The organism is Paracoccus litorisediminis (genome assembly GCF_009711205.1).
In the GTDB taxonomy this organism is placed as follows: Bacteria; Pseudomonadota; Alphaproteobacteria; order Rhodobacterales; family Rhodobacteraceae; genus Paracoccus; species Paracoccus litorisediminis.
In genome coordinates, this window is the sequence record NZ_WMIG01000001.1 from 729,639 (window position 1) to 754,517 (window position 24,879).

General features: G+C 65.0%; 26 protein-coding genes. 14 read left to right on the forward strand and 12 right to left on the reverse strand.

Translation table 11 applies throughout. The features are described 5' to 3' along the window. Positions 1–32: 32 nt before the first annotated feature. Genes GL300_RS03705 through infC form a run of 3 tightly spaced genes read right to left on the reverse strand, consistent with a single transcriptional unit; the run spans position 33 to position 2,109 of the window. Positions 33–1,085, reverse strand: coding sequence for a HesA/MoeB/ThiF family protein (locus GL300_RS03705; RefSeq protein ID WP_155038198.1), 1,053 nt, complete (start codon positions 1,083–1,085; stop codon positions 33–35). A gap of 4 nt (positions 1,086–1,089) precedes the next feature. Continuing rightward, positions 1,090–1,551: a dUTP diphosphatase gene (dut, locus tag GL300_RS03710; protein WP_155038199.1), complete on the reverse strand. Its 462-nt coding sequence runs from the start codon at positions 1,549–1,551 to the stop codon at positions 1,090–1,092. A gap of 9 nt (positions 1,552–1,560) precedes the next feature. Beyond that, on the reverse strand, positions 1,561–2,109 hold the full coding sequence (gene infC / locus GL300_RS03715; protein ID WP_425495922.1) for a translation initiation factor IF-3: 549 nt from the start codon (positions 2,107–2,109) through the stop codon (positions 1,561–1,563). A gap of 183 nt (positions 2,110–2,292) precedes the next feature. Here infC and GL300_RS03720 point away from each other — a divergent pair, with 183 nt between their 5' ends. From GL300_RS03720 to GL300_RS03740, 5 genes are all read left to right on the forward strand, one after another. Continuing rightward, the gene (locus GL300_RS03720) at positions 2,293–3,168 is read left to right on the forward strand and encodes a glycosyltransferase family 2 protein (protein ID WP_155038200.1); all 876 of its coding nucleotides are present in this window, start codon (positions 2,293–2,295) and stop codon (positions 3,166–3,168) included. 166 nt (positions 3,169–3,334) lie between these two features. Further along, positions 3,335–3,844, forward strand: a complete 510-nt coding sequence (gene fabA / locus GL300_RS03725; protein WP_155038201.1) for a bifunctional 3-hydroxydecanoyl-ACP dehydratase/trans-2-decenoyl-ACP isomerase — start codon at positions 3,335–3,337, stop codon at positions 3,842–3,844. Positions 3,845–3,872: 28 nt separating this feature from the next. After that, the gene (gene fabB, locus GL300_RS03730; RefSeq protein WP_155038202.1) at positions 3,873–5,102 is read left to right on the forward strand and encodes a beta-ketoacyl-ACP synthase I; all 1,230 of its coding nucleotides are present in this window, start codon (positions 3,873–3,875) and stop codon (positions 5,100–5,102) included. Positions 5,103–5,107: 5 nt separating this feature from the next. After that, on the forward strand, positions 5,108–5,896 hold the full coding sequence (locus GL300_RS03735; RefSeq protein WP_155038203.1) for an enoyl-ACP reductase FabI: 789 nt from the start codon (positions 5,108–5,110) through the stop codon (positions 5,894–5,896). After that, entirely contained in the window at positions 5,896–6,741 is an 846-nt protein-coding gene (locus GL300_RS03740) for an alpha/beta fold hydrolase (RefSeq protein ID WP_155038204.1), read from the forward strand. The genes GL300_RS03735 and GL300_RS03740 overlap by 1 nt, the downstream gene beginning before the upstream one ends. A 3-nt stretch (positions 6,742–6,744) precedes the next feature. Here GL300_RS03740 and GL300_RS26130 read toward each other — a convergent pair whose 3' ends face one another. The 5 genes from GL300_RS26130 to GL300_RS03760 all read right to left on the reverse strand — a co-directional run bounded on the left by GL300_RS26130 (position 6,745) and on the right by GL300_RS03760 (position 11,410). Next, a complete protein-coding gene (locus GL300_RS26130; RefSeq protein ID WP_170297592.1) occupies positions 6,745–6,912 on the reverse strand; it encodes a hypothetical protein in 168 nt (55 codons plus the stop codon). 84 nt (positions 6,913–6,996) lie between these two features. Further along, positions 6,997–7,989, reverse strand: a complete 993-nt coding sequence (locus tag GL300_RS03745; protein WP_155038205.1) for a hypothetical protein — start codon at positions 7,987–7,989, stop codon at positions 6,997–6,999. Between the two features lie 112 nt (positions 7,990–8,101). Continuing rightward, positions 8,102–9,196: a DUF475 domain-containing protein gene (locus GL300_RS03750; RefSeq protein WP_155038206.1), complete on the reverse strand. Its 1,095-nt coding sequence runs from the start codon at positions 9,194–9,196 to the stop codon at positions 8,102–8,104. Between the two features lie 179 nt (positions 9,197–9,375). Further along, the gene (locus tag GL300_RS03755) at positions 9,376–10,758 is read right to left on the reverse strand and encodes a sensor histidine kinase (protein ID WP_155038207.1); all 1,383 of its coding nucleotides are present in this window, start codon (positions 10,756–10,758) and stop codon (positions 9,376–9,378) included. Next, positions 10,745–11,410, reverse strand: a complete 666-nt coding sequence (locus GL300_RS03760) for a response regulator transcription factor (RefSeq protein WP_343042888.1) — start codon at positions 11,408–11,410, stop codon at positions 10,745–10,747. Before GL300_RS03760 ends, GL300_RS03755 begins: the two co-directional genes overlap by 14 nt. An 81-nt stretch (positions 11,411–11,491) precedes the next feature. Between GL300_RS03760 and GL300_RS03765 the strand changes: the two genes are divergently transcribed. From GL300_RS03765 to aqpZ, 7 genes are all read left to right on the forward strand, one after another. Continuing rightward, positions 11,492–12,571, forward strand: a complete 1,080-nt coding sequence (locus GL300_RS03765; protein WP_170297593.1) for an ABC transporter substrate-binding protein — start codon at positions 11,492–11,494, stop codon at positions 12,569–12,571. A gap of 191 nt (positions 12,572–12,762) precedes the next feature. Next, on the forward strand, positions 12,763–13,704 hold the full coding sequence (locus GL300_RS03770) for a Bug family tripartite tricarboxylate transporter substrate binding protein (protein WP_155038209.1): 942 nt from the start codon (positions 12,763–12,765) through the stop codon (positions 13,702–13,704). Continuing rightward, on the forward strand, positions 13,701–14,195 hold the full coding sequence (locus GL300_RS03775; RefSeq protein WP_155038210.1) for a tripartite tricarboxylate transporter TctB family protein: 495 nt from the start codon (positions 13,701–13,703) through the stop codon (positions 14,193–14,195). Before GL300_RS03770 ends, GL300_RS03775 begins: the two co-directional genes overlap by 4 nt. 3 nt (positions 14,196–14,198) lie before the next feature. Continuing rightward, positions 14,199–15,716, forward strand: coding sequence for a tripartite tricarboxylate transporter permease (locus tag GL300_RS03780; protein ID WP_155038211.1), 1,518 nt, complete (start codon positions 14,199–14,201; stop codon positions 15,714–15,716). Positions 15,717–15,849: 133 nt separating this feature from the next. Next, positions 15,850–16,002, forward strand: coding sequence for a hypothetical protein (locus GL300_RS26135; protein WP_170297594.1), 153 nt, complete (start codon positions 15,850–15,852; stop codon positions 16,000–16,002). Positions 16,003–16,205: 203 nt separating this feature from the next. Further along, entirely contained in the window at positions 16,206–18,062 is a 1,857-nt protein-coding gene (locus tag GL300_RS03785) for a PhoX family protein (protein ID WP_155038212.1), read from the forward strand. A 229-nt stretch (positions 18,063–18,291) separates the two neighbouring features. Beyond that, on the forward strand, positions 18,292–18,978 hold the full coding sequence (gene aqpZ, locus GL300_RS03790; RefSeq protein ID WP_155038213.1) for an aquaporin Z: 687 nt from the start codon (positions 18,292–18,294) through the stop codon (positions 18,976–18,978). A 16-nt stretch (positions 18,979–18,994) separates the two neighbouring features. Here aqpZ and glmS read toward each other — a convergent pair whose 3' ends face one another. Together glmS and glmU are read right to left on the reverse strand one after the other, a co-directional pair. After that, entirely contained in the window at positions 18,995–20,812 is a 1,818-nt protein-coding gene (glmS, locus tag GL300_RS03795) for a glutamine--fructose-6-phosphate transaminase (isomerizing) (protein WP_155038214.1), read from the reverse strand. 1 nt (position 20,813) lies between these two features. Continuing rightward, positions 20,814–22,154 (reverse strand): bifunctional UDP-N-acetylglucosamine diphosphorylase/glucosamine-1-phosphate N-acetyltransferase GlmU, encoded by a 1,341-nt coding sequence (gene glmU, locus GL300_RS03800; RefSeq protein ID WP_155038215.1) that lies wholly within the window; start codon positions 22,152–22,154, stop codon positions 20,814–20,816. Positions 22,155–22,257: 103 nt separating this feature from the next. Between glmU and GL300_RS03805 the strand changes: the two genes are divergently transcribed. Beyond that, the gene (locus GL300_RS03805; RefSeq protein ID WP_155038216.1) at positions 22,258–22,935 is read left to right on the forward strand and encodes an HAD-IA family hydrolase; all 678 of its coding nucleotides are present in this window, start codon (positions 22,258–22,260) and stop codon (positions 22,933–22,935) included. 46 nt (positions 22,936–22,981) lie between these two features. Here GL300_RS03805 and bfr read toward each other — a convergent pair whose 3' ends face one another. Together bfr and GL300_RS03815 are read right to left on the reverse strand one after the other, a co-directional pair. Continuing rightward, positions 22,982–23,467, reverse strand: coding sequence for a bacterioferritin (bfr, locus tag GL300_RS03810; RefSeq protein WP_155038217.1), 486 nt, complete (start codon positions 23,465–23,467; stop codon positions 22,982–22,984). Continuing rightward, complete coding sequence (locus GL300_RS03815) at positions 23,415–23,705, reverse strand: (2Fe-2S)-binding protein (protein ID WP_155038218.1); 291 nt, start codon at positions 23,703–23,705, stop codon at positions 23,415–23,417. The genes bfr and GL300_RS03815 overlap by 53 nt, the downstream gene beginning before the upstream one ends. Positions 23,706–23,826: 121 nt before the next feature. On the opposite strand from GL300_RS03815, the gene queA reads away from it, so the two are divergent. Continuing rightward, positions 23,827–24,876: a tRNA preQ1(34) S-adenosylmethionine ribosyltransferase-isomerase QueA gene (gene queA, locus GL300_RS03820; RefSeq protein ID WP_155038219.1), complete on the forward strand. Its 1,050-nt coding sequence runs from the start codon at positions 23,827–23,829 to the stop codon at positions 24,874–24,876. Positions 24,877–24,879: the final 3 nt, after the last annotated feature.

Below are 24,879 nucleotides of genomic sequence, written 5' to 3' on the forward strand. Positions count from 1 at the left end.
CGGGGCCTCCTGAATGGTTGCCCGCGAGTGTTTCACCCCTGAGGGAAATGTCCAGAGCCGCAGACCGGGCAATCGGCGCGGCGCGACAGTTTCATGGTGCGGTTTTCGCCCCACAGCCCGTCAAAGATCATCATCCGCCCGCGCAAAGGCTCACCCGCACCGGCGATGATCTTGATCGCCTCCAGCGCCATCATGCTGCCGATGACACCCGGCAATGGTCCGACCACGCCCGCCTCGGCGCAGGCGGGGGCCAGACCGGCGGCGGGGGCCTGTGGAAAGATGCAGCTCATGCAGGGCGCGCCGCGCTTGGGGTCCCAGACGGTGACCTGCCCCTCCCATTGCGCGATTGCGCCTGCGATCAGCGGCACACCCGCCGCGACACAGGCCGCATTGACCGCCTGTCGCGCGGCAAAAGTGTCGGTGCCGTCGATCACCAGATCATGTTCCGCGATCAGACCCGCATCGGCATCCGCGATGCGACGATCCAGCGCGGTCACGGTGACATGGGGGTTCAGGGCGCGCATCGCCCCGGCGGCGGCCCCGGCCTTGGGCTGGCCATCATCGCTGACGCGAAAGATCACCTGACGTTGCAGGTTCGAGATGCTGACCCGGTCGTCATCGGCGACGGTGATCCGCCCGACCCCAGCGGCGGCCAGATACAGGCAGACCGGCGCGCCCAGCCCCCCGGCCCCCACGATCAGCACCCGTGCCCGGCGCAAGGCCGCCTGACCGGGACCGCCCAGCTCGCGCAGGACGATATGGCGGGCATAGCGGTCAAGCTCGGCGTCAGACAGCGGACCGGCAGGGGTGGCGGCGGGTTTGGTCTCAGGCAAGGGGATCGCCTTTCTGTGCAGGTGGCGCAATGCCATGCGGTAGGCCAGAACGATGGCGACAATGCCCCCGCCCAGCAGCCAGAGCCGCAGGTCGCCCCCGACCAGACGCGCCGCACCGGAACCCGGCGCGACGGCCAGCAGCAGGACGCTCGCCGCCCAAAGCAGGGCGACGATAGCCCAGCCGCGAACGGCAGGCCAGCCAAGGATGGCCCCCGCGGCAAGCACGGCAGCCATCGCAATCAGGATGAGCATGAAATCAGGCCCGGCCGGTCGAGCCGAAACCGCCCGCGCCGCGAAGGGTTTCCTCAAGCGCCTCGGCCATCACGTAGCGCGCGCGGGTCACCGGCGCGACCACCGCCTGCGCGATGCGCTCACCATGCTGGATGGTGTAGGGCTGCTGGCCAAGGTTGATCATGATGACGCCCAACGGCCCGCGGTAATCGCTGTCGATCGTGCCGGGCGTATTGGGCAGGGTCACGCCATGCTTCAGCGCAAGGCTGGAGCGGGGGCGGATCTGCATTTCGAACCCTTCGGGGATCTGCACGCGCAGGCCCGTGGGCACGAGGCGGATCTGGCCGGGCTCAAGCACCAGCTCAACACCGCCCAGATCGGCCCGCAGGTCAGCGCCTGCGGAACCGGAGGTCTGGTATTCGGGCAAGGGCAGCGCCGTATCGGCGCCCGGTTCACGCAGAACCAGAATCGTCACATCCGCCGCCATATTCCTGCCTTACTTCGGAGCGATCATCATGACCATCTGACGCCCTTCAAGCTTGGGCATCGATTCGATCTTGCCCGCTTCGCCGACATCGCCGGCCACGCGGTTCAGAAGCTCAAGCCCCAGCTGCTGGTGCGCCATTTCACGGCCACGGAAGCGCAGGGTCACCTTGACCTTGTCACCCTCGGTCAGGAACTTCATGACCGAGCGCATCTTGACCTCGTAGTCATGGGTATCCGTGCCGGGACGGAACTTGATTTCCTTGATCTCGATGATCTTCTGCTTCTTGCGGGCTTCGGCTTCGCGCTTTTGCTGTTCATACTTGAACTTGCCGAGGTCCATGATCTTGCAGACCGGCGGCACGGCATTGGGCGAAATCTCGACCAGGTCCAGCCCGGCGTCCTGTGCAAGCTCCATCCCGCGGGCGGGCGTCACTACGCCGATATTCTCGCCCTCAGCGCCGATCAGGCGGATTTCGGGGACTCGAATGCGGTCGTTGACGCGGGGGCCGGTGTCGCGGGTGGGCGGAGCGTTATGCGGTCTGCGGGCTATGGCTGTGATCCTTACATGGCCAAATTGTTTGCGCGGTTAGATAGTCGTGCAAATCGCTCATTTCAACAGGATTCGCTTGGCAACGGGCAGGTTTCGCACCGGTCCGTGACGGCTTTCGGGGCAAAGTCGGCTTTACCCCGGACCAACCCCATGCATAGATGATGCCCGCGCGAACAAACCGAGCCGCCGTCAATGAGCCATCCGCCCCTTGCCGAATTCCTGACCCAGTCCCCTGACCGCCTGCAAAAAGGCCCGATCGCCCTGCTGCTGATCGAGGATTCCGCAGCCGTCATGCAGACGCTGACCCATCAGTTGAAATGCGGCTTCCGGCTGATCCTCGCGCTGTCGAATGAACCGCTGCCCCCGCATGCGCTGCCCGACGATCCCGATGGCCGCATCGTCAACCTGCAATTCGACGCCCGTCAGCCCCGCGCACATGTCGCAGCCGTCAATGCGATGATCGACGCGGTGCCCACCGATACCTGGCTGCATTACGGCTACAACGCCGAATTCCTGTTCTATCCCTTCTCGGAACACCGCACCGTCGGCGAGATGCTGGCCTTTCACGCCGAGGAACGCCGGCGGGCGATGCTGACCTATGTCGTCGATCTTTACGCCCCCGATCTGGAACGCTTCCCCGACGCGGTCAGCATCAACGAGGCGATGTTCGACCGCAGCGGCTATTTCGCCCTTGGCCGCAAGGACCGCGACGGCAACTTTCTGGAACGGCAGTTGGACTTCCACGGCGGGCTGCGCTGGCGCTTTGAGGAACATATTCCCGCCGACCGCCGCCGGATCGACCGGATCGCGCTGTTTCGCACTCAGCCCGGTCTGCGCATTCTGCCCGATCACCGATTTAACGTTGCGGAATACAACACCTATTCCTGTCCGTGGCATCATAACCTGACCGCGGCCATGGCATCATTCCGCGTGGCCAAGGCGCTGGCCCGCAATCCCGGATCTCGTCGCGAAATCCGCAGCTTTGCCTGGCGCAATTCGCAGCCCTTCCGCTGGCATTCCCAGCAGCTGATGGATTTCGGACTGATGGAGCCCGGCCAGTGGTTCTAAGCGCGAATTCTCAGCACAGCCTGAGGATTTGATGGTTAACCCGGCGTAAACCGGCAACCCTTGCGCCTCTGGCGGGCTGAATGGTAGACCCTGCGCAAGTTTCGTGCCGGGTTCCCCGGTGCGGCAGCATATTCTGACCCGACTTCCATCGAGGAGACCAGCGCGCATGACGATGACCCGGACCAGCTTTGACAAGGACGACCTGCTGGCCTGTGCCCGTGGCGAGCTGTTTGGCCCCGGCAACGCGCAGCTCCCCGAGCCGCCGATGCTGATGATGGACCGCATCACCGAGATCTCGGGCGATGGCGGGCTGCATGGCAAGGGCCATGTCGTCGCGGAATTCGACATCAACCCGGACCTGTGGTTCTTTTCCTGCCACTTCCCCGGCAACCCGATCATGCCGGGCTGCCTTGGCCTTGACGGGCTGTGGCAGCTGACCGGCTTCAATCTGGGCTGGCGGGGCTGGACCGGCCGCGGCTACGCGCTTGGCGTGGGCGAGGTCAAGCTGACCGGCATGGTCCGCCCGGATCGCAAGATGCTGCGTTATTACGTCGACTTCACCAAAGCCGTGCAGACCCGCCGCCTGACCATGGGCGTCGCGGATGGTCGCGTCGAGGCAGATGGCGAAGTCATCTATCTGGTCAAAGACATGAAAGTCGCGCTGTCGGAAAGCTGACTTCACCACCGAATTCAGGAGAGCCCCCATGCGCCGCGTTGTCGTCACTGGTCTAGGCATCGTTTCCAGCATCGGAAACGACAAGAACGAAGTCCTTGCCGCGTTGAAGGCCGGAAAATCCGGCATCACCGCCAATGAGGACATGAAGGAATACGGCTTCCGCAGTCAGGTTGCCGGTGCGGTCAAGCTGGACCCCAAGGAACTGATCGACAAGCGCGTGCTGCGCTTCATGGGTCCGGGTGCCGCCTATGGCTATCTGGCCATGCAGCAGGCCATTGCCGATGCAGGCCTTGAGGAAAGCGACGTGGTGAATCCGCGCACCGGCCTGATCGCCGGTTCGGGCGGGCCGTCGACCTCCAGCATGTTCGCGGCGCATCAGCTGGTGCTGAACTCGGGCGCGCCCAAGAAGATCGGGCCTTTCGCGGTGCCGAAATGCATGAGCTCGACCATCTCGGCCAACCTGTCGACCGCGTTCCGCATCAAGGGCGTGAACTATTCGATCACCTCGGCCTGCTCGACCTCGCTGCATTGCATCGGCAACGCCGCCGAGCAGATCGCTTTCGGCCGTCAGGACATCATGTTCGCTGGCGGTGCCGAGGAACTGGACTGGACCCTGTCCTGCCTGTTCGATGCGATGGGCGCGATGTCGTCCAAGTATAACGACCAGCCCGAAAAGGCCTCGCGCGCGTTTGACGCGAACCGCGACGGCTTCGTCATCTCGGGCGGCGGCGGCATTCTGGTTCTTGAAGAACTCGAACACGCGAAAGCCCGCGGTGCCAAGATCTACGCCGAAGTCACCGGCTATGCCGCGACCTCGGACGGGCATGACATGGTCGCGCCCTCGGGCGAAGGCGGCGAGCGCGCGATGCGTCTGGCGCTGGAAACCCTGCAGCCGGGCCGCAAGGTCGGCTATATCAACGCGCATGGCACCTCGACCCCGGTCGGTGACGTGGGCGAGGTTCAGGCCGTCCGCCGCGTCTTTGGCGAAGGCTCGACCCCGCTGATCTCCTCGACCAAGTCGATGACCGGCCACAGCCAGGGCGCCACCGGCGCACAAGAGGCGATCTACTGCCTGCTGATGCTGGACAATGACTTCATCGCGCCCTCGATCAACGTCGAGACGCTGGACCCCGCCATTCATGAAGGCGAAATTGCAACGCGCCTGATCGAAAATGCCGGATTGGATACGGTTATGACCAACTCCTTCGGCTTTGGCGGTACGAATGGCTCGATGCTGCTGTCCAGATACAACGGATAAGAAACATGTCGGATTTGATGAAGGGCAAACGCGGTCTCGTGATGGGGGTCGCGAATGAGCGCTCTATCGCATGGGGCATTGCCAAGGCGCTGGCCGATCAGGGCGCGGAACTGGCCTTTTCCTATCAGGGCGAGGCGTTCGGCAAACGGGTCGAGCCGCTGGCCCAGTCGGTCGGCTCGGATTTCCTTGTCGACGTGGACGTGAATGACGACGCATCGCTGGACGCGGCCTTTGGCCAGATCGAGAAGCGCTGGGGCAAGCTGGACTTCGTCGTCCATGCCATCGCGTTTTCCGACAAGAACGAACTTGCCGGGCGCTTCATCAATACCTCGCGCGATAACTTCAAGAATTCGCTGACGATTTCCTGCTATTCGCTGATCGACGTGGCCCGCCGTGCGCGGCCGCTGATGACCGATGGCGGCACGATCATCACGCTGACCTATGGCGGCTCGAACCGGGTGACGCCGTTCTATAACGTGATGGGCGTGGCCAAGGCCGCGCTGGAATCGGCCGTGCGCTATCTGGCCGACGACCTTGGCCCCGAGGGCATCCGCGTCAATGCGATCAGCCCCGGCCCGATGAAGACACTGGCGGGCGCGGCCATCGGTGGCGCGCGCAAGACCTATCGCCATACCGAGGCGAATGCGCCCCTGCGCGCCAATGCCACGCTGGAAGCAATTGGTGGCACGGCAGTCTGGCTGTGTTCAGACTGGGGTGCCTGCACCACCGGCGAGATCGTTCTGGTCGATGGTGGCTATCACGTGCTGGGGATGCCGCATTCGGAAAACCTGTGATGGATGTCAGCCACTTCACCGTCAGTGACGGCGCCCGCCTTGCCTTTCGGGATCAGGGTCAGGGACTGCCGGTGCTGGCGCTGTCGGGGCTGACCCGCAGCGGCGCCGATTTCGACTATCTGGCCCCGCATCTGCAGGGCGTGCGGCTGATCCGGCCCGACTATCGCGGTCGGGGCGGATCGGAATGGACAGGGGCCGCCAGCTACACCGTCCAGCGCGAGGCGCAGGACGCGCTGGAGCTGCTGGACCATCTGGGCGTCGGCAAGGCCGCGGTGCTGGGCACCTCGCGCGGCGGCATTATCGGCATGTATCTGGCCGCGACCGCCAAGGACCGGATGCTGGGCCTGTGCCTGAACGATGTCGGCCCGATCCTGCATCGTCCGGGACTGGAAAAGATCAAGGATTATGTGGGTCGCAACCCCGCCGCCAAGACCCATGAGGAACTGGCCCGTAAGCTGCCCCGCCTGATGACCGAGTTCCGGAATGTCCCCGACAGCCGCTGGCTGTCCGAGGCAACGCGCCATTACATTGCGACCCCGGATGGGCTCAAGATCAGCTACGACCCCGAGTTGCGCCAATCCTTCCTTGAAGGCTTCAACGGTCCCGATATCGACCTGTGGCCGCTGTTCAACGCCGCGGATGGCTTGCCGCTGGCCCTGATCCGGGGCGCGAATTCCGACCTGCTGTCACCCGAGATCGCGGCGCAGATGTGCGCGCGCCGCCCCGACATGATCTTTGCCGAGGTCCCCGATCGCGGCCATATCCCCTATCTGGATGAGGCCGAAGCCCTGCGCGGCATCCGTGACTGGCTGGCGCTGATGCTGCAACCGGGCCGGGGCGACTAAGCCCTACTTGGCCGTCGCCGCGCCCACCGTGGCGCCCGCCACGGCACCGACAGGCCCACCGACCACGGCACCACCCACTCCACCGGTTGCGGCGCGGGTCGTGGCGTTTTCGCCGCAGGCCGAAACAGTCAGGATCACGCCCAGAACAAGGGCAGCGGACAGGAACTTCATCACGTATTCCTTTCCTTGAGATGCGCGACAACATGCCGCCTTTCTCAGGGATTACGCCCGGCAGCCGGTTCGGGTTCCCCCGCCTCACAGACCCGTCAGCGGCTGCGAGGTGACTACCTGCCAGACAGTTTCCTGCATCCGCCGCGCCAATTCGGCAGACGGCGCGCGGGCATCCGAACCATCCGCCAGCTTCAGCTGATACGGCAGCCCGACCGGGCTTTTGCCATAGATCACCGCGTAATGCGTCAGCGCGACCAGATAGACGCCCAGATCGTTCACATGGATATCGTCGCTGAACAGATCCTCGCGGCGCTTGAGTTCGGCAATACCGCCCGACGATTCGGCCTCAGTCACCAGCCGCGCCATGACCTGCCCCGCCGGGATCAGCCAGACCGGACGCCCGACCCCGCGCGCGGCGGACCACAGAAGCTGGCTCCACAGCCCGTCCAGATCGCCGGGAATCCGTTGCAGCCAATCGGGCTGGTCCTTCAGATTGTGCCAGCTTTCATACAGGAACAGATCGATATCCGGGTTTCCGGCCACCGCCTCGGCACTCCATTTACCGACGGCGGCCAGCGAATCCTTGTACAGGATCGCATCGCGCAGGCTGACCATCTCGGTCATGACGAAGGCGTCGTATTCGCCGCTGGCCAGCGCCTGATGCGCGTCGCGGTAATGGGGAGTGGCGTTTTCCTGATCGAAGCCGTTGACGGCCTCGGGCCCCTTGAAATGCTCGCTCAACGCCGCGCCCCAGCCCAGCTGCAGCGCGTAGTCATGTCCAGCCAGCTGCGCCAGCATCGCGGGCATGTCGCGCCCGACAAGGCTGTGGCCAAGGTGATAGATCCGCTGCGGCCCTTGCGGCAGCACCCGCGGTTCCTGATACAGCGCCCGCACATCCGCACCGTCGTCATGGCGCGGCATCGCCTGCGGCATCAGCCGCCACGCGCCCCCCAGCAGGATGGCAATGGCCAGCACCACCAGACCCAGACGCGGCAATGCACCACCGCGCCAACGAAATGCCAGAAGCAGCAAACCCGCCGTCACCAGCGCCAGCCCAATAAGGAAAATATACCGCAAACCCGCGCCCCGAACCGATGAACCCGCGCCAAGGCTAGCAGCGCCATGTCAAAATTCGACGAAAAAAGGCCGCCCCGAAGGGCGGCCCTGTCATTTCATCGGGGCGAAGGCCTTAGCCCTCGGCAACCTTCTTGCGGTTCCAGCGGATCGACGACCACAGCGAGATCCCGATCAGCGTCGCACCGCCAAGGCCGGTGATGACCTCGGGGATATGCATCAGGGGCTGCACGAACATGATGATCGACAGCGCGATGATCGCGTAGAAGGCGCCATGCTCCAGGAAGCGGTACTCGGCCAGCGTGCCGCGCTCGACCAGCATGATGGTCATCGAGCGGACATACATCGCGCCGATGCCAAGGCCGATGGCGATGATGAACAGGTTGTGGGTCAGCGCAAACGCACCGATCACGCCGTCGAAGCTGAACGAGGCATCCAGAACTTCCAGATACAGGAACGCACCCAGACCGCCCTTGGCGCCCGCCTGCAGCGTCTGCTGCTGCGTGCTGTCCAGAAGACCGCCCAGAACCTCGACTAGAAGGAAGGTCAGCAGGCCCCAAATGGCCGAGCGGAAGAAGACCTCGGATTCGGCCTCGCCAAGGAAGCGCGAGAAGATCAGCACGGTGACCAGAACGATCGCGACCTCGATGCCGCGAATCGTGGCGTAGCGCTGCATCTTGTCCTCAAGCCAGCGAACCCAGTGCACGTCCTTTTCATGGTCGAAGAAGAAGGACAGGCCGACCATCATCAGGAAGGTGCCGCCAAAGGCCGCGATCGGCAGATGCGCGTCATGCATGATGGCCGAATACTGGTCAGGCTGCGTCGCTGCCAGCACCATCGCCTGCCACGGGCCGATATTGGCCGCGACCACGACGATCAGCAGCGGGAAGACGATCCGCATGCCGAAGACGGCGATGACGATGCCCCAGGTCAGGAAGCGATGCTGCCATTCCGGCGTCATGTCTTTGAGCTTGTTGGCGTTGACGATGGCGTTGTCGAAGCTCAGCGAGATCTCAAGCACCGCAAGCACGGCGCAGATGAAGAAGACCGACAGCGTCCCGCCGACGGTTCCGGTCGCTTGCCAGCCAAGCACCGCGCCCAGCGCCAGGCCGATGGCCGTGACGATGAAGGACCAGCGGAAATAGCTGAGGGTTGAGGATTGGGCTCCATTCGCGTTTCCCCCCGCGAGAGGGTTGCTTCCGTGCTGCATGTGAGAACTAAGGTCCAGGCGGCTGGTCAAAGATCGGTGCCGACATCACGAACGTGCCGCCACGTTTCGCCAGAGGGGCCCGGACACCAAACTGTATTCACGCTTTCGCGAATTCCGGGAAAATGGCGACTCCATTCCTGAAACGCAAGCCTGATCTTCTGTTTTTGCGCTATCAGCCCTCAGGTTTCCGCCAAAGGCAGGCTGATCCGGGCGCAAAGCCCCTGCCCGCCCGCACCATCGACCAGCGTCAGGTGCCCCCCGAACAGCGCCGCAATCTCATCGACGACCGGCAGACCCAGCCCCATGCCCGGCCCCTGCGTGCGACCGCGCGCGAAACGGTTTACGGCGGCAGCGCGGGCCTCGGGCGGGATCCCCGGCCCGTCATCCTCGACCTCCAGCACGGCATTCGCATCCTCTCGCCGGACCCGGACCGTCACCATGCCCCCCGCCCGGCCATGCAGCATCGCGTTCGAGATCAGGTTGCGCAAAGCCTCGCCCAGCAGCAGGGGTTCGGCGCGGACAAGGACCTGCGCCTCCTCGCCCTCATAGCCCAGATCGATCCCCATTTCGGCAGCGGCGGGGATATGATCGGCGGTCAGGTCGCGGGCGAAACCCACCAGATCCATCTGGCCCACATCCCGCCCCGAGGTCGCATCGACCTTGGCCAACAGCAGCAATTGCGCAAGGATACGCTCGGCATGCGCCACGGCGGCATCGCCCTTTTGCGCGGCTTCCTGTGCCTCGGCCAGACTGCCCGCCCGCGCCGCCAGCGCCAGTTGCGTGCGCACCACCGCCAAGGGCGTGCGCAGCTGGTGGCCCGCATTGCCGGTGAAATTCCGCAACCCGTCCAGCGCCGATTTCAGCCGCGACATGAACAGGTTGATGGTGCCGACCAGCCCGCGCACCTCGGATGGCACGCGGGTCTCGACCGGGCCCAGATCGTCGGGGCTGCGTTCGGCAATCGCCTCGCCCAGACGGTAAAGCGGCTGCAAGGACACGGTGACGGCGATGCCGACGATGCCCACCGCCCCAAGGATCATCAGCGCGAGCCGCAAGGCCGAGCGCATCAGGATCGTGCGGGTCAATTCAACCCGCGCCCGCGTGGTTTCCGCCACGGTGACGACGAAGGGCACCTCATCTATGCCGGTCGATGCGGCGCGGGCAAGGCTGGCGACGCGCACCGGCTCACCGCGGAAAACGCCGTCGGAAAAGGCCGGATCGGCCCCTTGCCGGGCGCGCGCCACCGGCAGGTCGGCATAGCCGGTCACCAGATGGCCGGGCGGGCCGTCGACACGATAGAACACCCGGTCCTCGGCCGCCGAACTCAGCATTTCCAGCGCGCCGTAGGGTATCTCAATGGCGATACGGCCGTCCTGATCCAGCGAGGCGCGCTCCGCGATGACCAGCGCGGAACCGGCCAGCACCCGATCGGCCAGCGCATTCGCCATGCGCTCGGCCTCGCGCCCGGTATCGATCAGCGCCAATGTCCCGAATGCCGCCGTGGCGACCAGCAGCCACAACAGCAGCCGCCGTCGGATCGAGAACGGCCTACGCCCGGTCAAGGAAATAGCCGATGCCGCGCGCCGTCTTGACCGTCAGCCCGGCGGGGGCAAGGCGTTTGCGCAACCGGCTGACATATTGCTCGATCGCATTGGCGGACAGGTCGTCTTCCAGCGAGGTCAGGGACTGCACGATGGTTTCACGGGGAACGACCTTACCCGCACGGGTGATCAGCAGTTCCAGCAACCCGCGTTCGCGCGCCGGCAGATCCAGCGGCTGATCGCCCACCCTAAAGCTGCGGCTGTTCTGGTCGAAACTCAGCCCGCCAAAGCTGACCGTCGCCGTGCGCAGCCCCGCCTGACGCCGCAGAAGCGAGCGGATGCGCGCCTCGAACTCGCCGATGTCGAAGGGCTTGATCAGGTAATCGTCCGCACCAAGGTCCAACCCCTTCACCCGGTCCTCGGGCGCGCCGCGCGCGGTCAGGATCATCACGGCGGCGGGATTGCGGCGGGCGCGCATGGCGCGCAACACCTCCAGCCCGTCCATCTGAGGCAGGTTCAGGTCAAGGATGACCAGATCGAAGCTTTCGGCGGCAGCCACAGCCTCGGCCGAGGCACCGTCATGGACCACGTCCACCGCATAGCCCGATTGCCGCAGCAGGGCATGCAGCCCCTCGGCCAGTGATAGATTGTCCTCGACCAGCAAGATGCGCACGACGTCCCCCCAATGGCTGCGAACCTATCCCCGCGCGCGGCGCTTGTGAACGGGGCGCGGCTTTGGCAATGTCGCGCGATCATGCGCCTGCCCGCCCTGTTGCCAGCAATCGCCGCCCTTCTGACGCTGCTGACCGGCGCGGCTGCGGCCCAGACCACGGTGTTTCCCGCACAGACGGGCAGCGCCGGGAATGAACTTTCGGTCTATTCCTCGCTGGACAATGATCTGGCCGCACCGCTGATCCAGGCCTTTCAGGCGCGCCATCCCGATGTCTTGGTCCGCTACCGCAACCTGTTGACCGGCGACCTGCATGACCGCATCGTGGCCGAGACGCAATCGGGCGAGGGCACGGCGGATTTCGCCTTTTCCTCGGCCATGGACCTGCAGATCAAGCTGGCCAATGACGGTTTTGCCCGCGCGGTCGAAACGCCCGACACCGCCGCTTGGCCCGACTGGGCGAACTGGCGCGACACCGCCTATGCGCTGACCTTCGAGCCTGCCGTCTTTGCCTATCACAAGCCCAGTTTCGCGGGCCGCGCACCGCCCGCCACCCGCACCGACCTGATGCGCTGGATGGCCGAGCATCCCGATCAGGCGCAAGGCCGGATCGGCACCTATGACATCTCGCGCTCGGGCGTGGGTTACCTGTTCATGGCCCGCGATCAGGAGCTTTACCCCGATATCTGGTCGGTCGTGGCTGCGATGGGTCGGGCGGGTGTGCAGCAATTCGCCACCTCGGGCGAGCTGCTGGAGCGGATCTCGGATGGCAGACTGGCGGTCGGCTACAACCTGCTGGGCTCCTATGCCGCCGAATGGTCGCGCCGCCACCCCGAGGTGGGCGTGATCCTGCCGCGAGATTTCACCGTGGTCGTGTCGCGGGTGGCACTGGTGCCCGCCGCCGCGCGCCGCCCCGATCTGGGCACCAGCTTTCTGGCCTTCCTGATGTCCCCCGAGGGACAGACGCTGCTGTCCCAGACCCTGCGCCTGTCCGCCGTCAGCCTTGAGGTCGCGGGCCAGCAAAGCCCGGCGGGCGGCATGCAGGATCTGGCCGGACTGCGGCTGAAGCCGGTGCCGGTCAGCCCCGGCCTGCTGGCCTATCTGGATCAGGCGACACGGGCAAAACTGCTGGCGCGCTGGAACGAGGCAATCGCGGGCCATTAACCTTTCTTGAATTTCTGTCCGCCATGTCAGGTCCATGACAGGTTCCTGTGGTGAAACGGTTCCCGGACCGGCCCGTGTGCCGCTCCAAGGAGGACACCCCCCGCTTTGGGAGAGGCTGGGGGTCAGGTCAGAAAAAACAAGACATGCGACCGGGCGGCCATGACCGTCGCGGCGCCCTGCGGAGGAATGTCATGAAGCAATTCGTTCTCGCCAGCCTGCTTGCCGGCTCGGTCGCCATGCCCGCCATGGCCGATTACACCATCATCGCCCCCGCCAACCCGGGCGGCGGCTGGGACCAGACCGCGCGCACCATGCAGACCGTGCTGCAGGAAGAAGGCATCTCGAAATCGGTGCAGGTCCAGAACGTCCCCGGCGCCGGCGGCACCATCGGCCTTGCGCAATTCGCCAGCCAGAACAAGGGCAACCCCGACGCGCTGATCGTCGGCGGCTATGTCATGGTCGGCGCGATCCTGACCAACAACTCGCCCGTCTCGCTGAAGGACGTGACCCCGATCGCACGCCTGACCGGCGAATATGAGGCCATCGTCGTCCCCGCCGCCTCGCCCATCAAGGACATTGCCGGACTGATCGAATCGCTGAAAGCCGATCCGGGCGCGGTCAGCTGGGCTGGCGGCTCGGCCGGTGGCACCGATCATATCGCCGTTGGCCTGATCGCCAAGGCGGCGGGCGTCGATCCGACCAAGATCAACTACATCGCCTATTCCGGCGGTGGCGAGGCGCTGGCCGCGATCCTTGGCAATCAGGTGACCGCAGGGATTTCCTCGCTGGGCGAATTCGACGCCCAGATCAAGGCAGGCACGCTGCGCCTGCTGGCCGTGTCCTCGCCCGAGCGGATCGCCGGTGCCGACGCGCCGACGCTGAAGGAAGCGGGTCTGGACGTCGAGCTGCAGAACTGGCGCATGGTCGCCGCCGCTCCGGGTCTGTCGGACGAGCAGAAGGCCAAGGTCACTGCCGATGTCGAGAAGATGGTGAAATCCGAGAACTGGCAGAAACAGCTGGCCGACAAGGGCTGGTCGGACACCTATCTGTCGGGCGCGGATTTCGACGCCCAGCTTGAAAAGGATGTGACCTCGACCGGGACCGTCCTCAAGGACATCGGTCTGGTGAAATGAGCGTAAACGAACCACAAAAACAGCGCCGCCGGGATACGGCGGCGCTGGTCATCGCCGCCGGTCTGGCCGTCGTCGCGGGCGTGATGCTGTGGGACAGCGCACGCCTTGCCGATCTGGGCGGCTATTCCGGCGTCGGTCCGGCCAGCGTCCCGCGCGTCGTGGCTTACGGGTTGCTGGGCCTGTCGGTCTGGACCGTCTTTGCCGCGCTGAAGGGCGACTTCCCCGAACGTCCCGAACAGAACGTGCCCCCGGTCCTGTGGATCATCGCGGGCCTTGCCGCGCAACTGCTGCTGCTGCATGTCGCTGGATTCTCGATCGCCACGGGCATTCTGTTCGCCTTTACCGCGCGGGCCTTTGGCAAGCGCAATCTGGCGATGACGATCCCGCTGGGCATCGTCTTTGCCTTTGCCGTCTGGGCGGTCTTCTCCCAGCTTCTGATGCTGCATCTGCCTGCGGGCCCGCTTGAGCATCTGATCTTTCGGGGGGCCTGAGACATGGGTGCATTCGATTTCCTGATGCAGGGTCTGGCCACCGCGGCCGAGCCGATGATGCTGCTTTACGCGCTGATCGGCGTGACGCTGGGCACCGCCGTGGGCGTCCTGCCCGGCATCGGGCCGGCGCTGACCGTGGCCCTGCTGCTGCCGGTTACCTACCGGCTGGACCCGGCAGGCTCGCTGATCATGTTCGCAGGCATCTATTACGGCGGGATGTATGGCGGCTCGACCACCTCGATCCTGCTGAACACGCCCGGCGAAAGCGCCTCGATCATCACCGCGCTTGAGGGCAACAAGATGGCCCGCAAGGGCCGTGGCGGCCCGGCTTTGGCCACTGCCGCCATCGGGTCGTTTGTCGCGGGTCTGATCGCGACCTTGCTGCTGGCCTTCCTTGCGCCAAGCATCGTCAAGGTGGCGCTGGTCTTTGGCCCGCGTGAATATTTCGCGCTGATGGTGCTGGCCTTTGTCACCGTATCCGCCGCCTTCGGGGATTCGGCGCTGCGCGGCCTGACCTCGCTGTTCCTTGGTCTGGCGCTGGCCTGCGTCGGCATCGACCAGCTGACCGGTCAGGCCCGCATGTCCTTTGGCGTGCCGGAACTGCTGGACGGGATCGAGGTCACCACCATGGCCGTCGCCATGTTCGCCATTGGCGAGGCCCTGTTCATCGCCGGTCAGAAAAACCAGCAAGACGATGAGGTCACCGCCGTCAAGGGCTCGGTCTGGATGAGCCGCAGCGACTGGGCGCGCTCGTGGAAACCGTGGCTGCGCGGGACCTTCCTTGGCTTCCCCATCGGTGCCATGCCCGCGGGCGGGGCCGAAATCGGCACCTTCCTGAGCTACGCCACCGAGAAGAAGCTGTCCAAGCACCCCGAGGAATTCGGCCATGGCGCCATTGAGGGCGTCGCCGGTCCCGAGGCCGCGAATAACGCCTCGGCCGCCGGGACGCTGGTGCCGCTGCTGACGCTGGGCCTGCCGACCTCGGCCACGGCGGCGATCATGCTGGCGGGCTTCCAGCAATTCGGCCTGCAACCGGGGCCGCTGCTGTTTGCCACCAACCCGACGCTGGTCTGGGGGCTGATCGCCTCGTTGCTGATCGCCAATGCCATGCTGCTGGTCTTGAACCTGCCGCTGATCGGGCTGTGGGTAAAGCTGCTGACCGTGCCGAAGCCGTGGCTTTATGCGGGCATCCTGCTGTTTGCGACGCTGGGCACCATCGGGGCCAACCCGTCAAGCTTCGAGCTGGGGATGCTGCTGGGCTTTGGCGTGCTGGGCTATGTGATGCGGCTTTTCGGCTATCCGATCGCGCCGATCGTCGTCGGCCTGATCCTTGGCCCGATGGCCGAGCAGCAGTTGCGCCGCGCATTGGCAATCAGCCAAGGCGACTGGACCGTGCTGGTGCAATCGCCCATCGCCGCGACCCTGCTAGGCATCGCCGCCTTGGCGCTGATCGTGCCGCTGATCCTGCGCGCCCGTGGCAAGGGACAGGTTCTGGCCCAACTGGGCGGCGACGAGGACTAAGGTCCTTCCGCAACAAAATCGGGCCGCCATGTCCTGTGGGCATGGCGGCTTTGACCCTTTGCCGCGTTGTGCAAACCGGCGGGAGCGCCCATCTGACTGGTACCGAAACATTCAGGACCAGACAGGAAAAACGATGACCGTCCTTCATTCCATCCGACAGGCTTTCAGCACGCTCCGCGCGGCGATCCATGCCGCCTCGGCCGTGGAAATGCACCGTGTGCCGACGGCTCGTGACCTGAACAAGCTGGGCATCGACAAGGCCGCTTTCCAGCGTATCCACCTGTAAGCACCCCCTTCTTCCTCCCTCCCTCTCTTCTGCCCAATTCATGCCGCCCGTGTCCTGTGACCGGGCGGTTTTTTTTCGTGCCCGATTGTCAGAGAATTGTCGCATGACTGTCGGCCCGCCGTCATGCCCCACTGCGATAGGGTCCGCGATACGAGGCGCGGACAGCGCCCGTGCAAGCGATCATCAGCTAGCCAGAGGCCGCCATGACCAAGAAAACCACGCTTGACCTGTCCTGGGACGAATTCGACGAGTTGCGCGATCCGCGTCCCGCCCGCCAGCAATTCGACGAGGTCGTCGACCGCGCCATCTCGCGTCGTGGTTTTCTGGGTGTTCTGGCGGTCGGCTCGGGTGCAGCGGTCTTTGGCTCGGCGTTGCTGGGCGCGACCTCGGCCCGCGCGCAGGCGGCGGCCTTCAAGTTCGAGCCGGTCGCCGCAGGCACCGGTTTCGAAATTCAGGTGCCCAAGGGCTATGCCTGGAAGCCGCTGGTGCGCTGGGGCGATGCGCTGGTCACCGAGGCCAAGGACAGCTTCTCGGCCGAAACCGGCGTTTCCCTTGCCATGTCCGACAAGGTCTTTGGCGAGAATACCGACGGGATGGAGCTGTTCGAGGTCGCCGGCAAGCAGGTCATCGCCGTCAACTCGGAATATGTGAACCCCGAGATCAACCTGCCGGTCGAGGCCGAGGGCACCCCCCGCACCGCCGAGGAAGTCCAGCTGCTGAAGAACATGCAGGGCGTGACGGTGATGGAAGTGGCCGATACCGGCGCGGGTTACGGCATCGTTCTGGACAGCCCCTATAACCGCCGCATCACCAATGACACGCCGATGACCCTTGGTGGTCCGGTTGCGGGCACGGATTTCGTGAAGACCGCCGCCGATCCCGATGGTCGGGCGGTTCTGGGTACGCTGAACAATTGCGGCTCGGGCCGGACGCTGTGGGGCACCTATCTGACCTGCGAGGAAAACTTCAACGGCTATTTCGGCATGACCGCCGAGCGCGAGCAGACCCCAGCCGAGAAGCGCTATGGCCTGAAGGGCGAAAGCCAATATGCCTATGAAAAGTTCGACGCGCGTTTCGACCTGATCACCAACCCCAATGAGCCGAACCGCTTCGGCTGGGTGGTCGAGATCAATCCTGCCGACCCGAAATCGACCCCGGTGAAGCACACCGCCCTTGGCCGCTTCAAGCATGAGAATGCCGAGATGGCGCAGGCGAAAGACGGTCGCATTGTCGTCTATCTGGGTGATGATGAACGCGGCGAGTTCATCTATCGCTATGTCTCGAACGGGACCTGGGCCGAGGGTCAGCCGACCGAAGGCCTGCTGTCCGACGGCACGCTTTACGTCGCGCGCTTCAACGACGACATGAGCGGCGAGTGGCTGGCGCTGACGCCCGAGACCACCGGCATGACCCTGCCCGAGTTGCTGGTCCATGCCCGTCTGGCCGGCACCAAGGTCGGCGCGACGACCATGGACCGCCCGGAATGGATCGCCGCCCATCCCGCGAAATGCGAGGCTTACTGCGCGCTGACCAACAACTCGAAACGCGGCGGCGAGGCGATGCCGACGAACGCCGCCAACCCGCGCGAGGCCAATGAATTCGGCCAGATCGTGCGCTGGCGTCCCGAGGGCGAGGATCATGGTGCCGACAAGTTCGCCTGGGATCTGTATGTCATGGCCGGCAACCCCAATGTCCACAAGGACGCCTTTGCCGGGTCGCCCAATGTGAACGCGGGCAATATGTTCAACTCGCCCGATGGTATGGCCTTTGACAGCGAAGGCATGCTGTGGATCCAGACCGATGGCGAGGACAGCAACGAGGGCAATTTCGCTGGCATGGGCAACAACCAGATGCTGGTCGGCAATCCCGAAACCGGCGAGATCGCCCGCTTCCTGACCGCCCCCAACGGCGCCGAAGTCACCGGCCTGTGCTGGTCGGCGGATAAAAAGGTCGCTTTTGTCGGCATCCAGCATCCCGGCGGCAGCTGGCCCGACGGCAATGGCAAACCGCGTTCCAGCGTGATCGCGGTCTGGCGCGAGGATATGTCGACGATCGGCTGACGTCATACGTTGCGCCGGGGCTCCGCCCCGGATCCCGGGATATTTGGGCAAGAAAGAAGCCGGGCCGCATTGCTGCGACCCGGCTTTTGCATGGCTGAAGCGAGGCTGCAACAGTAGCGGCCTGTCGGCAGCGGCCGGGCGAATTTCGTTTCCAGACCCGCAGGATGATGAGAGCATCGCCCCGCAATGCACTAATTTGACGAACTATCCTTGTGATTGGAGTCCTGAAATGCAGAAGCAATTGGGCGCGGAAGCGCTTGGCACGTTCTGGCTGGTTTTCGGCGGTTGCGGCAGCGCCATTCTGGCAGCCGGTGTGCCTGATCTGGGCATTGGATTTTTGGGCGTTTCGCTCGCGTTCGGTCTGACGGTCGTCACCATGGCCTATGCGGTCGGCGGCATCTCGGGCGGGCATTTCAACCCGGCGGTCACGATCGGTCTGGCCACCGCGGGGCGTTTTCCCGGCGGGCGGGTCGTGCCCTATATCATCGCGCAATTGATCGGCGCGATCCTTGCGGCGGCGGTGCTATATGTCATCGCCTCGGGCAAGACCGGGGCAAACCTGGGGTCATTCGCGGCGAATGGCTATGGCGCGGCCTCTCCCGATGGCTATTCGATGCTGTCGGGGCTGGTGATCGAGATCGTGCTGACCGCGTTCTTCCTGTTCGTCATTCTGGGCGTGACGCATGGGCGTGCGCCGGTGGGCTTTGCGCCACTGGCCATCGGCCTGACCCTGACACTGATCCACCTGATCTCGATCCCGGTGACCAATACCTCGGTCAATCCGGCGCGCTCGACCAGTCAGGCACTGTTCGCAGGCGGCACGGCGATTTCGCAGCTGTGGCTGTTCTGGGTCGCGCCGATCGTCGGTGCGGTGATCGGCGCGGTGATCTGGAAAGCGGTGGGCGAGACCGACTAGGTCCCGCCCCAGGCGGTCATTCGACCGTCACCGACTTCGCGAGGTTGCGCGGCTGGTCCACATCCGTGCCCTTCGCGACAGCGGTGTGATAGGCCAGATATTGCATCGGCACGGCATAGAGGATCGCCGCGAAAGCGCCCCCTCCGGAAGGCAGGGTCAGGCTGGCACGGATACCGTGCCCGCCTTTCTCGATCCCCTCGGCGTCGGAAATCAGCAGTACTTGCCCGTGGCGGGCCATGACCTCTTGCATGTTCGAGACGGTCTTGTCGAACAGCGCGTCGCGCGGAGCAACGACCACCACCGGCACATTGCGGTCGATCAGCGCGATCGGGCCGTGCTTGAGTTCGCCCGAAGCATAGCCTTCGGCGTGGATATAGCTGAGTTCCTTGAGCTTCAGCGCTCCTTCCAGCGCCACCGGATAAAGCGGCCCGCGGCCCAGATACAGCACGTCCTGCGCCTCGGAGAGCCAGCCCGCAAGGCGGCGGCATTCGTCGCTGACGGCCAGCGTCTGGTTCAGCAGCCCCGGCAGCGCCCGCAGATCAGCCAGATGCGCGCGCAATTCGCCATCTGTCAGGCGACCCCGGTCATGGGCGGCTTTCAGCGCCAGCACGGCAAGGACCGCAAGCTGGCAGGTGAAGGCCTTGGACGAGGCCACGCCGACCTCGATCCCGGCCAGCGTCGGCAGGGCGATGTCCGCGTCCCGTGCGATGGCAGAGGTGCCGACATTGACCACGCCGACGGTCTTGGCGACCTTGTCACGCGCGTAATGCAGCGCGGCCAGCGTATCGGCCGTCTCGCCCGACTGGCTGATGAACATGGCCCAGCTGCGGGGCGACAGAGGCGGCTCGCGGTAGCGGAACTCGGAGGCCACATCCAGATCACAGGGCAGCCCGGCGATGCTTTCGAACCAGTAGCGGGCGACGCAGGCGGCGTAATAGGCGGTGCCGCAGCCCACCAGCGTCAGCCGGTCCACGTCGCGGAAATCGATGGCCTCGGGCAGGACGATGCGACCGTCCTTGATGTAATGCTCAAGCGCATCGCCCAGCACGGCGGGCTGCTCGGCGATTTCCTTGGCCATGAAATGGCGGTAGCCGCCCTTGTCGATCTGGGTCGCGCCCACGTCGATCTGTTGGATCTCGCGGTTGGCGGGTTGGCCTGCGGCGTTGAAGATCTGGGCCCCTTGCCGGGTGATGATCGCGTGATCGCCGTCTTCCAGATAGGTGATGCGGTCGGTGAAGGGCGCCAGCGCCACCGCGTCCGAGCCGATGAACATCTCGCCCTTGCCATGGCCGACGGCCAGCGGGCTGCCCTTGCGGGCGGCGATCATCAGGTCGCCCTCACCCTGGAACAGGAAGGCCAGCGCAAAGGCACCATGCAGGCGCGACAGCGTGGCGCGGGCGGCCTCAACGGGGCCAAGGCCCTGATCCATGTGCCATGCGGTCAGCAGGGCGACGGTTTCGGTATCGGTGTCGGATTCGGGCGTCAGGCCCAGCGCCACGACCTCATCACGCAGCTCGCGGAAGTTTTCGATGATGCCGTTATGGACGACGGCCACCGGGCCGCGGCGATGGGGATGGGCATTGGCCTCGGTCGCGGCACCATGGGTGGCCCAGCGGGTATGGCCAATCCCGGCATGGCCGGGCAGCGGCTCATGCACCAGCCGGTCGGACAGGTTGACCAGCTTGCCCACCGCACGGCGGCGGTCAAGCTGCCCCGAGGCATCGACGGTGGCGACGCCGGCGCTGTCATAGCCGCGATATTCCAGACGCTTCAGCGCCTCGACCAGTTGGGGGGAAACTTCGTGGCTGCCCAGAATGCCGATGATTCCGCACATGTTACTGACCCTTCTTCTGGCGCAAAGCCTGCATCAGGCGGGTGGCAAGGCCGGGTTTCGTCACCTGACGCGCGCGGCCAATGGCCATCGCGTCATCGGGCACATCCTCGGTGATGACCGAACCCGAGCCGGTCATGGCGCGGTTGCCCACGCGCACAGGCGCGACCAGCATCGTGTCCGAGCCGATGAAGGCATGGGCGCCGATCTCGGTCCGGTGCTTGCCGACGCCGTCATAATTGCAGGTGACCGTGCCCGCGCCGATATTCGTGGCCTCGCCGATATGGGCATCGCCCAGATAGGTCAGGTGGCCCACCTTGACGCCTTCGTCCAGCACCGAATTCTTGATCTCGACAAAGTTGCCGACATGCACGTCGCCGCCCAGCTCCGCGCCGGGACGCAGGCGGGCAAAGGGACCTACGGTCGCGCCCGAGCTGACATGACAGCCTTCCAGATGGCAGAAGGGCAGGATCTCGGCCCCGCTTTCGACGGTGACGCCGGGACCGAAGACCACGTTCTGGCCGATGATCGCATCGCGGCCGACAAAGGTGTCCAGCGCGAACCAGACCGTGGCCGGATCGGCCAGCGTCACCCCATCCTCAAGCGCGCGGATGCGGGCGCGGGACTGGAATGCGGCCTCGGCGGCAGCCAGTTCCTCGCGGGTGTTGATGCCAAGGGTTTCGGCTTCGGGACAGGTCACGACCTCGACCCGGCGGCCCTCGGCGCGGGCAAGGGCGGGGATGTCGGTCAGGTAATACTCACCCGCCGCATTGGCATTGCCGATCCGGGGCAGCAATTCGCGCAGCAGCCCGGCATCGGCGGCCAGCACGCCGGAATTCACCAGACGGATGGCGCGCGTGGCCTCATCGGCGTCCTTGTACTCGACGATCCGCTCCAGCCCCTCGGGGCCGGTCACCAGACGGCCATAGCGGCCGGGATCGACAGCCTCGAAGCCCAGCACCACGACATCGGCGGAATGGGCGGCCAGCGCCAGCAGCGTCTCCTCTCCGATAAAGGGGGTGTCGCCATACAGCACGATCACCCGGCCTTCGAAGCCCTCAAGCTGCGGCAGCGCCTGGCTGACGGCATGGGCGGTGCCAAGCTGCTCTTCCTGCAGGGCGACCAGCGCCTCGGGGTCCAGCTTGCCGACCGCCTTCTTCACCGCATCCGCGCCGTGGCCGGCGACAACCACGACCCGCTCGGGTTCGACCGCACGACCGGCGGCCAGCGCATGCGCGACCAGAGGCACGCCGCCCAGACGGTGCAGCACCTTGGGCAGGTCCGACTGCATCCGACTGCCCTGACCGGCGGCCAGAACGATGAGAGCGACGGGATTGTCTGACATGACGGCCTCTTGCCTGTTTCTTATCTGATCTTGGCGTTCTACCTATGGGGCGGCATCGGGGAAAGACCCCGGCGCATCACACATCTTGACGGAAGGTTACAGCATGGCGGGAACGGTGGTCTTCGATCTGGACGGGACGCTGGCCGATACTTCGGGCGATCTGATCGCGGCGGCCAATGCCTGTTTCACGGATCGCGGCCTTGGCCGGCTTCTGGACCCGGTCGCGGATGCGCTGATCGCCTTTCACGGCGGCCGCGCCATGCTGCGCGCGGGCTATGCAAGGATCGGTGCCGACACCCTGTTGCCACCCGGCGCCGAGGATGAGGATTATCCCCGCCTGCTTGACCATTACGGTGCCCGCATCGCCGTCCATACAAGGCTTTATCCGGGAACCGAGGCCGCGCTGGATCGTCTGGCCGAGGCCGGCCACCTTCTGGCGGTCTGCACCAACAAGCCCGAGGCGCTGGCCGAAATCCTGCTGCGGGAACTGGGCATCCGCGATCGCTTCGCTGCGATGATCGGCGCGGATACGCTGCCGGTCAGGAAGCCCGACCCCCGCCCCTATGCCGCCGCGGTTGAGGCGGCGGGCGGCGAGGTCGCGCATTCCTTCCTTGTCGGAGACACCGAAACCGACCGCAAAACCGCCGCCGCTGCGGGGGTGAAAGTTGCGCTGGTCGCCTTTGGCCCCGAGGGCGAGGCGCTGACCCGCCTGGCCCCGGAAGCTATGCTCAAGCATTTCGATGACCTGCCCGCCTTGGCGCAGGACTGGCTGGGCGCATGATAAAGGGGGGCCAATAGGCCCCCCGTTGACGAAGGTCCCGGTTGGATCACTCGGCTTCGTTGGCCGGTTTCGCGTTGAGATGGCCGTAATTCTGCGCGCCGATCGACTCGTACAGGTCAAGCTGGGTTTCCAGGAAGTCGATATGACCTTCCTCATCGGTGATCAGCGCTTCGAACAGATCCTTGCTGACATAGTCCTTGACGGATTCGCAGTGGTCGCGCGCCTCGACGTAAAGCGTGCGCGCGTCATATTCGGCAGCCAGATCGGATTCCAAAGTTTCCTTCAGGTTCTGGCCGATGCGCAGCGGGTCCAGTTTCTGCAGGTTCGGATGTCCCTCAAGGAAGATGATGCGCTGGATCAGCCGATCCGCGTGATTCATTTCCTCAATGGATTCGGCACGGGACTTCTCGGCGATGCGGCCGTAGCCCCAATCATCCTGCAGGCGGTAATGCAGCCAATACTGGCTGACAGCGGTCAGTTCAGACCGTAGCGCTGCGTTGAGATACTCGATGACCTTGGCGTCGCCCTTCATGGATTGCTCCTTTGCGCGTGGCTCGTAGACCCCGAAGAATGGGGGGCACGGCCAGATTATCGCAATGGCGCATCGTGTCTAGGAACAAGGGCATGCAGCTGCCGCAATCGGGCCGCTTGCCAAGGGTATGATAGACTTTTCCGGGGGTTATGATCGCTTCTGGATCGGCTGCACGCATCCAGTCCACCGCCGCGCGGATGTCATGGTCGGAGATCTGGGAGCAGTGGCAGATGATCATGGGACTCACCTCAGGAATGCGCAAAACTTACTGATTCCGTGCGGCATGTAAAGCCTGAGCTTTTCACTTTGTGATTATCCGCCGCCTTGACGCTGGAATTCAGCGGCGCGAGAAGCCCCATATGAAGCTTGACGATTTCGATTTTCACCTGCCCGAAGGGCTGATTGCCACCCGCCCCGCGCGCCCGCGCAGCGCGGCCCGTCTGCTATTGGCCAAGGGCGACGCGATCAGCGACCTGCATGTGCGCGACCTGACCGACCTGCTGGGTCCGGGCGATCTGCTGGTGCTGAATGACACCAAGGTCATCCCCGCCCGGCTGACCGGTAGCCGCACCCGCCAGACCCCGCAGGGCGAGGCCGTGGCCAAGGTCGAGATCACGCTGCTGGAGCCCGATGCCAATGGCGGCTGGAAAGCGCTGGCCAAGCCCCTGCGCAAGCTCAAGCAGGGCGAGACCATCCATTTCGGCGAGGCGCTGTCCGCCGATGTCACCGAGATCGCCGAGGCCGGGCTGACCCTGCGCTTTGACGCCACCGGCGAGGCCTTTGACGCCGCGCTGAGCCAGGTCGGCGCGATGCCCCTGCCCCCCTATATCGCCGCACTTCGCGCCCCTGATGAGGCCGACCGCGAGGATTACCAGACCGTCTGGGCCCGGAATACCGGTGCCGTCGCCGCGCCCACCGCCAGCCTGCATTTCGACGCGGATCTGCTTGAGGCGCTGAAGGCGCGCGGCGTCCGCTTTGTCCATGTCACCCTGCATGTCGGCGCGGGCACCTTCCTGCCGGTCAAGGTCGAGGACGTGACCACCCACAAGATGCATGGCGAATGGGGCGAGGTGACGCCGGAAGCGGCCGAGGCGATCAACGCCACCCGCGCCGCCGGTGGTCGCGTGATCCCGGTCGGCACCACCGCGCTGCGCCTGATCGAATCCGCCGCCTCCGAGGACGGAATCGTCCTGCCCTTCCGCGATGTCACCGAAATCTTCATCTATCCGGGTTATCGTTTCCGGGTGACCGACGCGCTGATGACCAATTTCCACCTGCCGAAATCGACGCTGCTGATGCTGGTCAGCGCGCTGATGGGGCAGGACCGCATCCGCGAGATCTATCGTCACGCCGTGGATTCGGGCTATCGCTTTTTCAGCTATGGCGATGCCTCACTTTTGATTCCCTAAGGG

Coding starts and splice junctions, on each gene's coding strand:
- GL300_RS03705 (WP_155038198.1), bottom strand. CDS start 1,085: ATGCTCATCCTGATTGCGATGGCTGCCGTGCTTGCCGCGGGGGCCATC.
- dut (WP_155038199.1), bottom strand. CDS start 1,551: ATGGCGGCGGATGTGACGATTCTGGTTCTGCGTGAACCGGGCGCCGAT.
- GL300_RS03720 (WP_155038200.1), top strand. CDS start 2,293: ATGAGCCATCCGCCCCTTGCCGAATTCCTGACCCAGTCCCCTGACCGC.
- fabA (WP_155038201.1), top strand. CDS start 3,335: ATGACGATGACCCGGACCAGCTTTGACAAGGACGACCTGCTGGCCTGT.
- fabB (WP_155038202.1), top strand. CDS start 3,873: ATGCGCCGCGTTGTCGTCACTGGTCTAGGCATCGTTTCCAGCATCGGA.
- GL300_RS03735 (WP_155038203.1), top strand. CDS start 5,108: ATGTCGGATTTGATGAAGGGCAAACGCGGTCTCGTGATGGGGGTCGCG.
- GL300_RS03740 (WP_155038204.1), top strand. CDS start 5,896: ATGGATGTCAGCCACTTCACCGTCAGTGACGGCGCCCGCCTTGCCTTT.
- GL300_RS26130 (WP_170297592.1), bottom strand. CDS start 6,912: ATGAAGTTCCTGTCCGCTGCCCTTGTTCTGGGCGTGATCCTGACTGTT.
- GL300_RS03750 (WP_155038206.1), bottom strand. CDS start 9,196: ATGCAGCACGGAAGCAACCCTCTCGCGGGGGGAAACGCGAATGGAGCC.
- GL300_RS03765 (WP_170297593.1), top strand. CDS start 11,492: ATGCGCCTGCCCGCCCTGTTGCCAGCAATCGCCGCCCTTCTGACGCTG.
- GL300_RS03770 (WP_155038209.1), top strand. CDS start 12,763: ATGAAGCAATTCGTTCTCGCCAGCCTGCTTGCCGGCTCGGTCGCCATG.
- GL300_RS03775 (WP_155038210.1), top strand. CDS start 13,701: ATGAGCGTAAACGAACCACAAAAACAGCGCCGCCGGGATACGGCGGCG.
- GL300_RS03780 (WP_155038211.1), top strand. CDS start 14,199: ATGGGTGCATTCGATTTCCTGATGCAGGGTCTGGCCACCGCGGCCGAG.
- GL300_RS26135 (WP_170297594.1), top strand. CDS start 15,850: ATGACCGTCCTTCATTCCATCCGACAGGCTTTCAGCACGCTCCGCGCG.
- GL300_RS03785 (WP_155038212.1), top strand. CDS start 16,206: ATGACCAAGAAAACCACGCTTGACCTGTCCTGGGACGAATTCGACGAG.
- aqpZ (WP_155038213.1), top strand. CDS start 18,292: ATGCAGAAGCAATTGGGCGCGGAAGCGCTTGGCACGTTCTGGCTGGTT.
- glmS (WP_155038214.1), bottom strand. CDS start 20,812: ATGTGCGGAATCATCGGCATTCTGGGCAGCCACGAAGTTTCCCCCCAA.
- glmU (WP_155038215.1), bottom strand. CDS start 22,154: ATGTCAGACAATCCCGTCGCTCTCATCGTTCTGGCCGCCGGTCAGGGC.
- GL300_RS03805 (WP_155038216.1), top strand. CDS start 22,258: ATGGCGGGAACGGTGGTCTTCGATCTGGACGGGACGCTGGCCGATACT.
- bfr (WP_155038217.1), bottom strand. CDS start 23,467: ATGAAGGGCGACGCCAAGGTCATCGAGTATCTCAACGCAGCGCTACGG.
- GL300_RS03815 (WP_155038218.1), bottom strand. CDS start 23,705: ATGATCATCTGCCACTGCTCCCAGATCTCCGACCATGACATCCGCGCG.
- queA (WP_155038219.1), top strand. CDS start 23,827: ATGAAGCTTGACGATTTCGATTTTCACCTGCCCGAAGGGCTGATTGCC.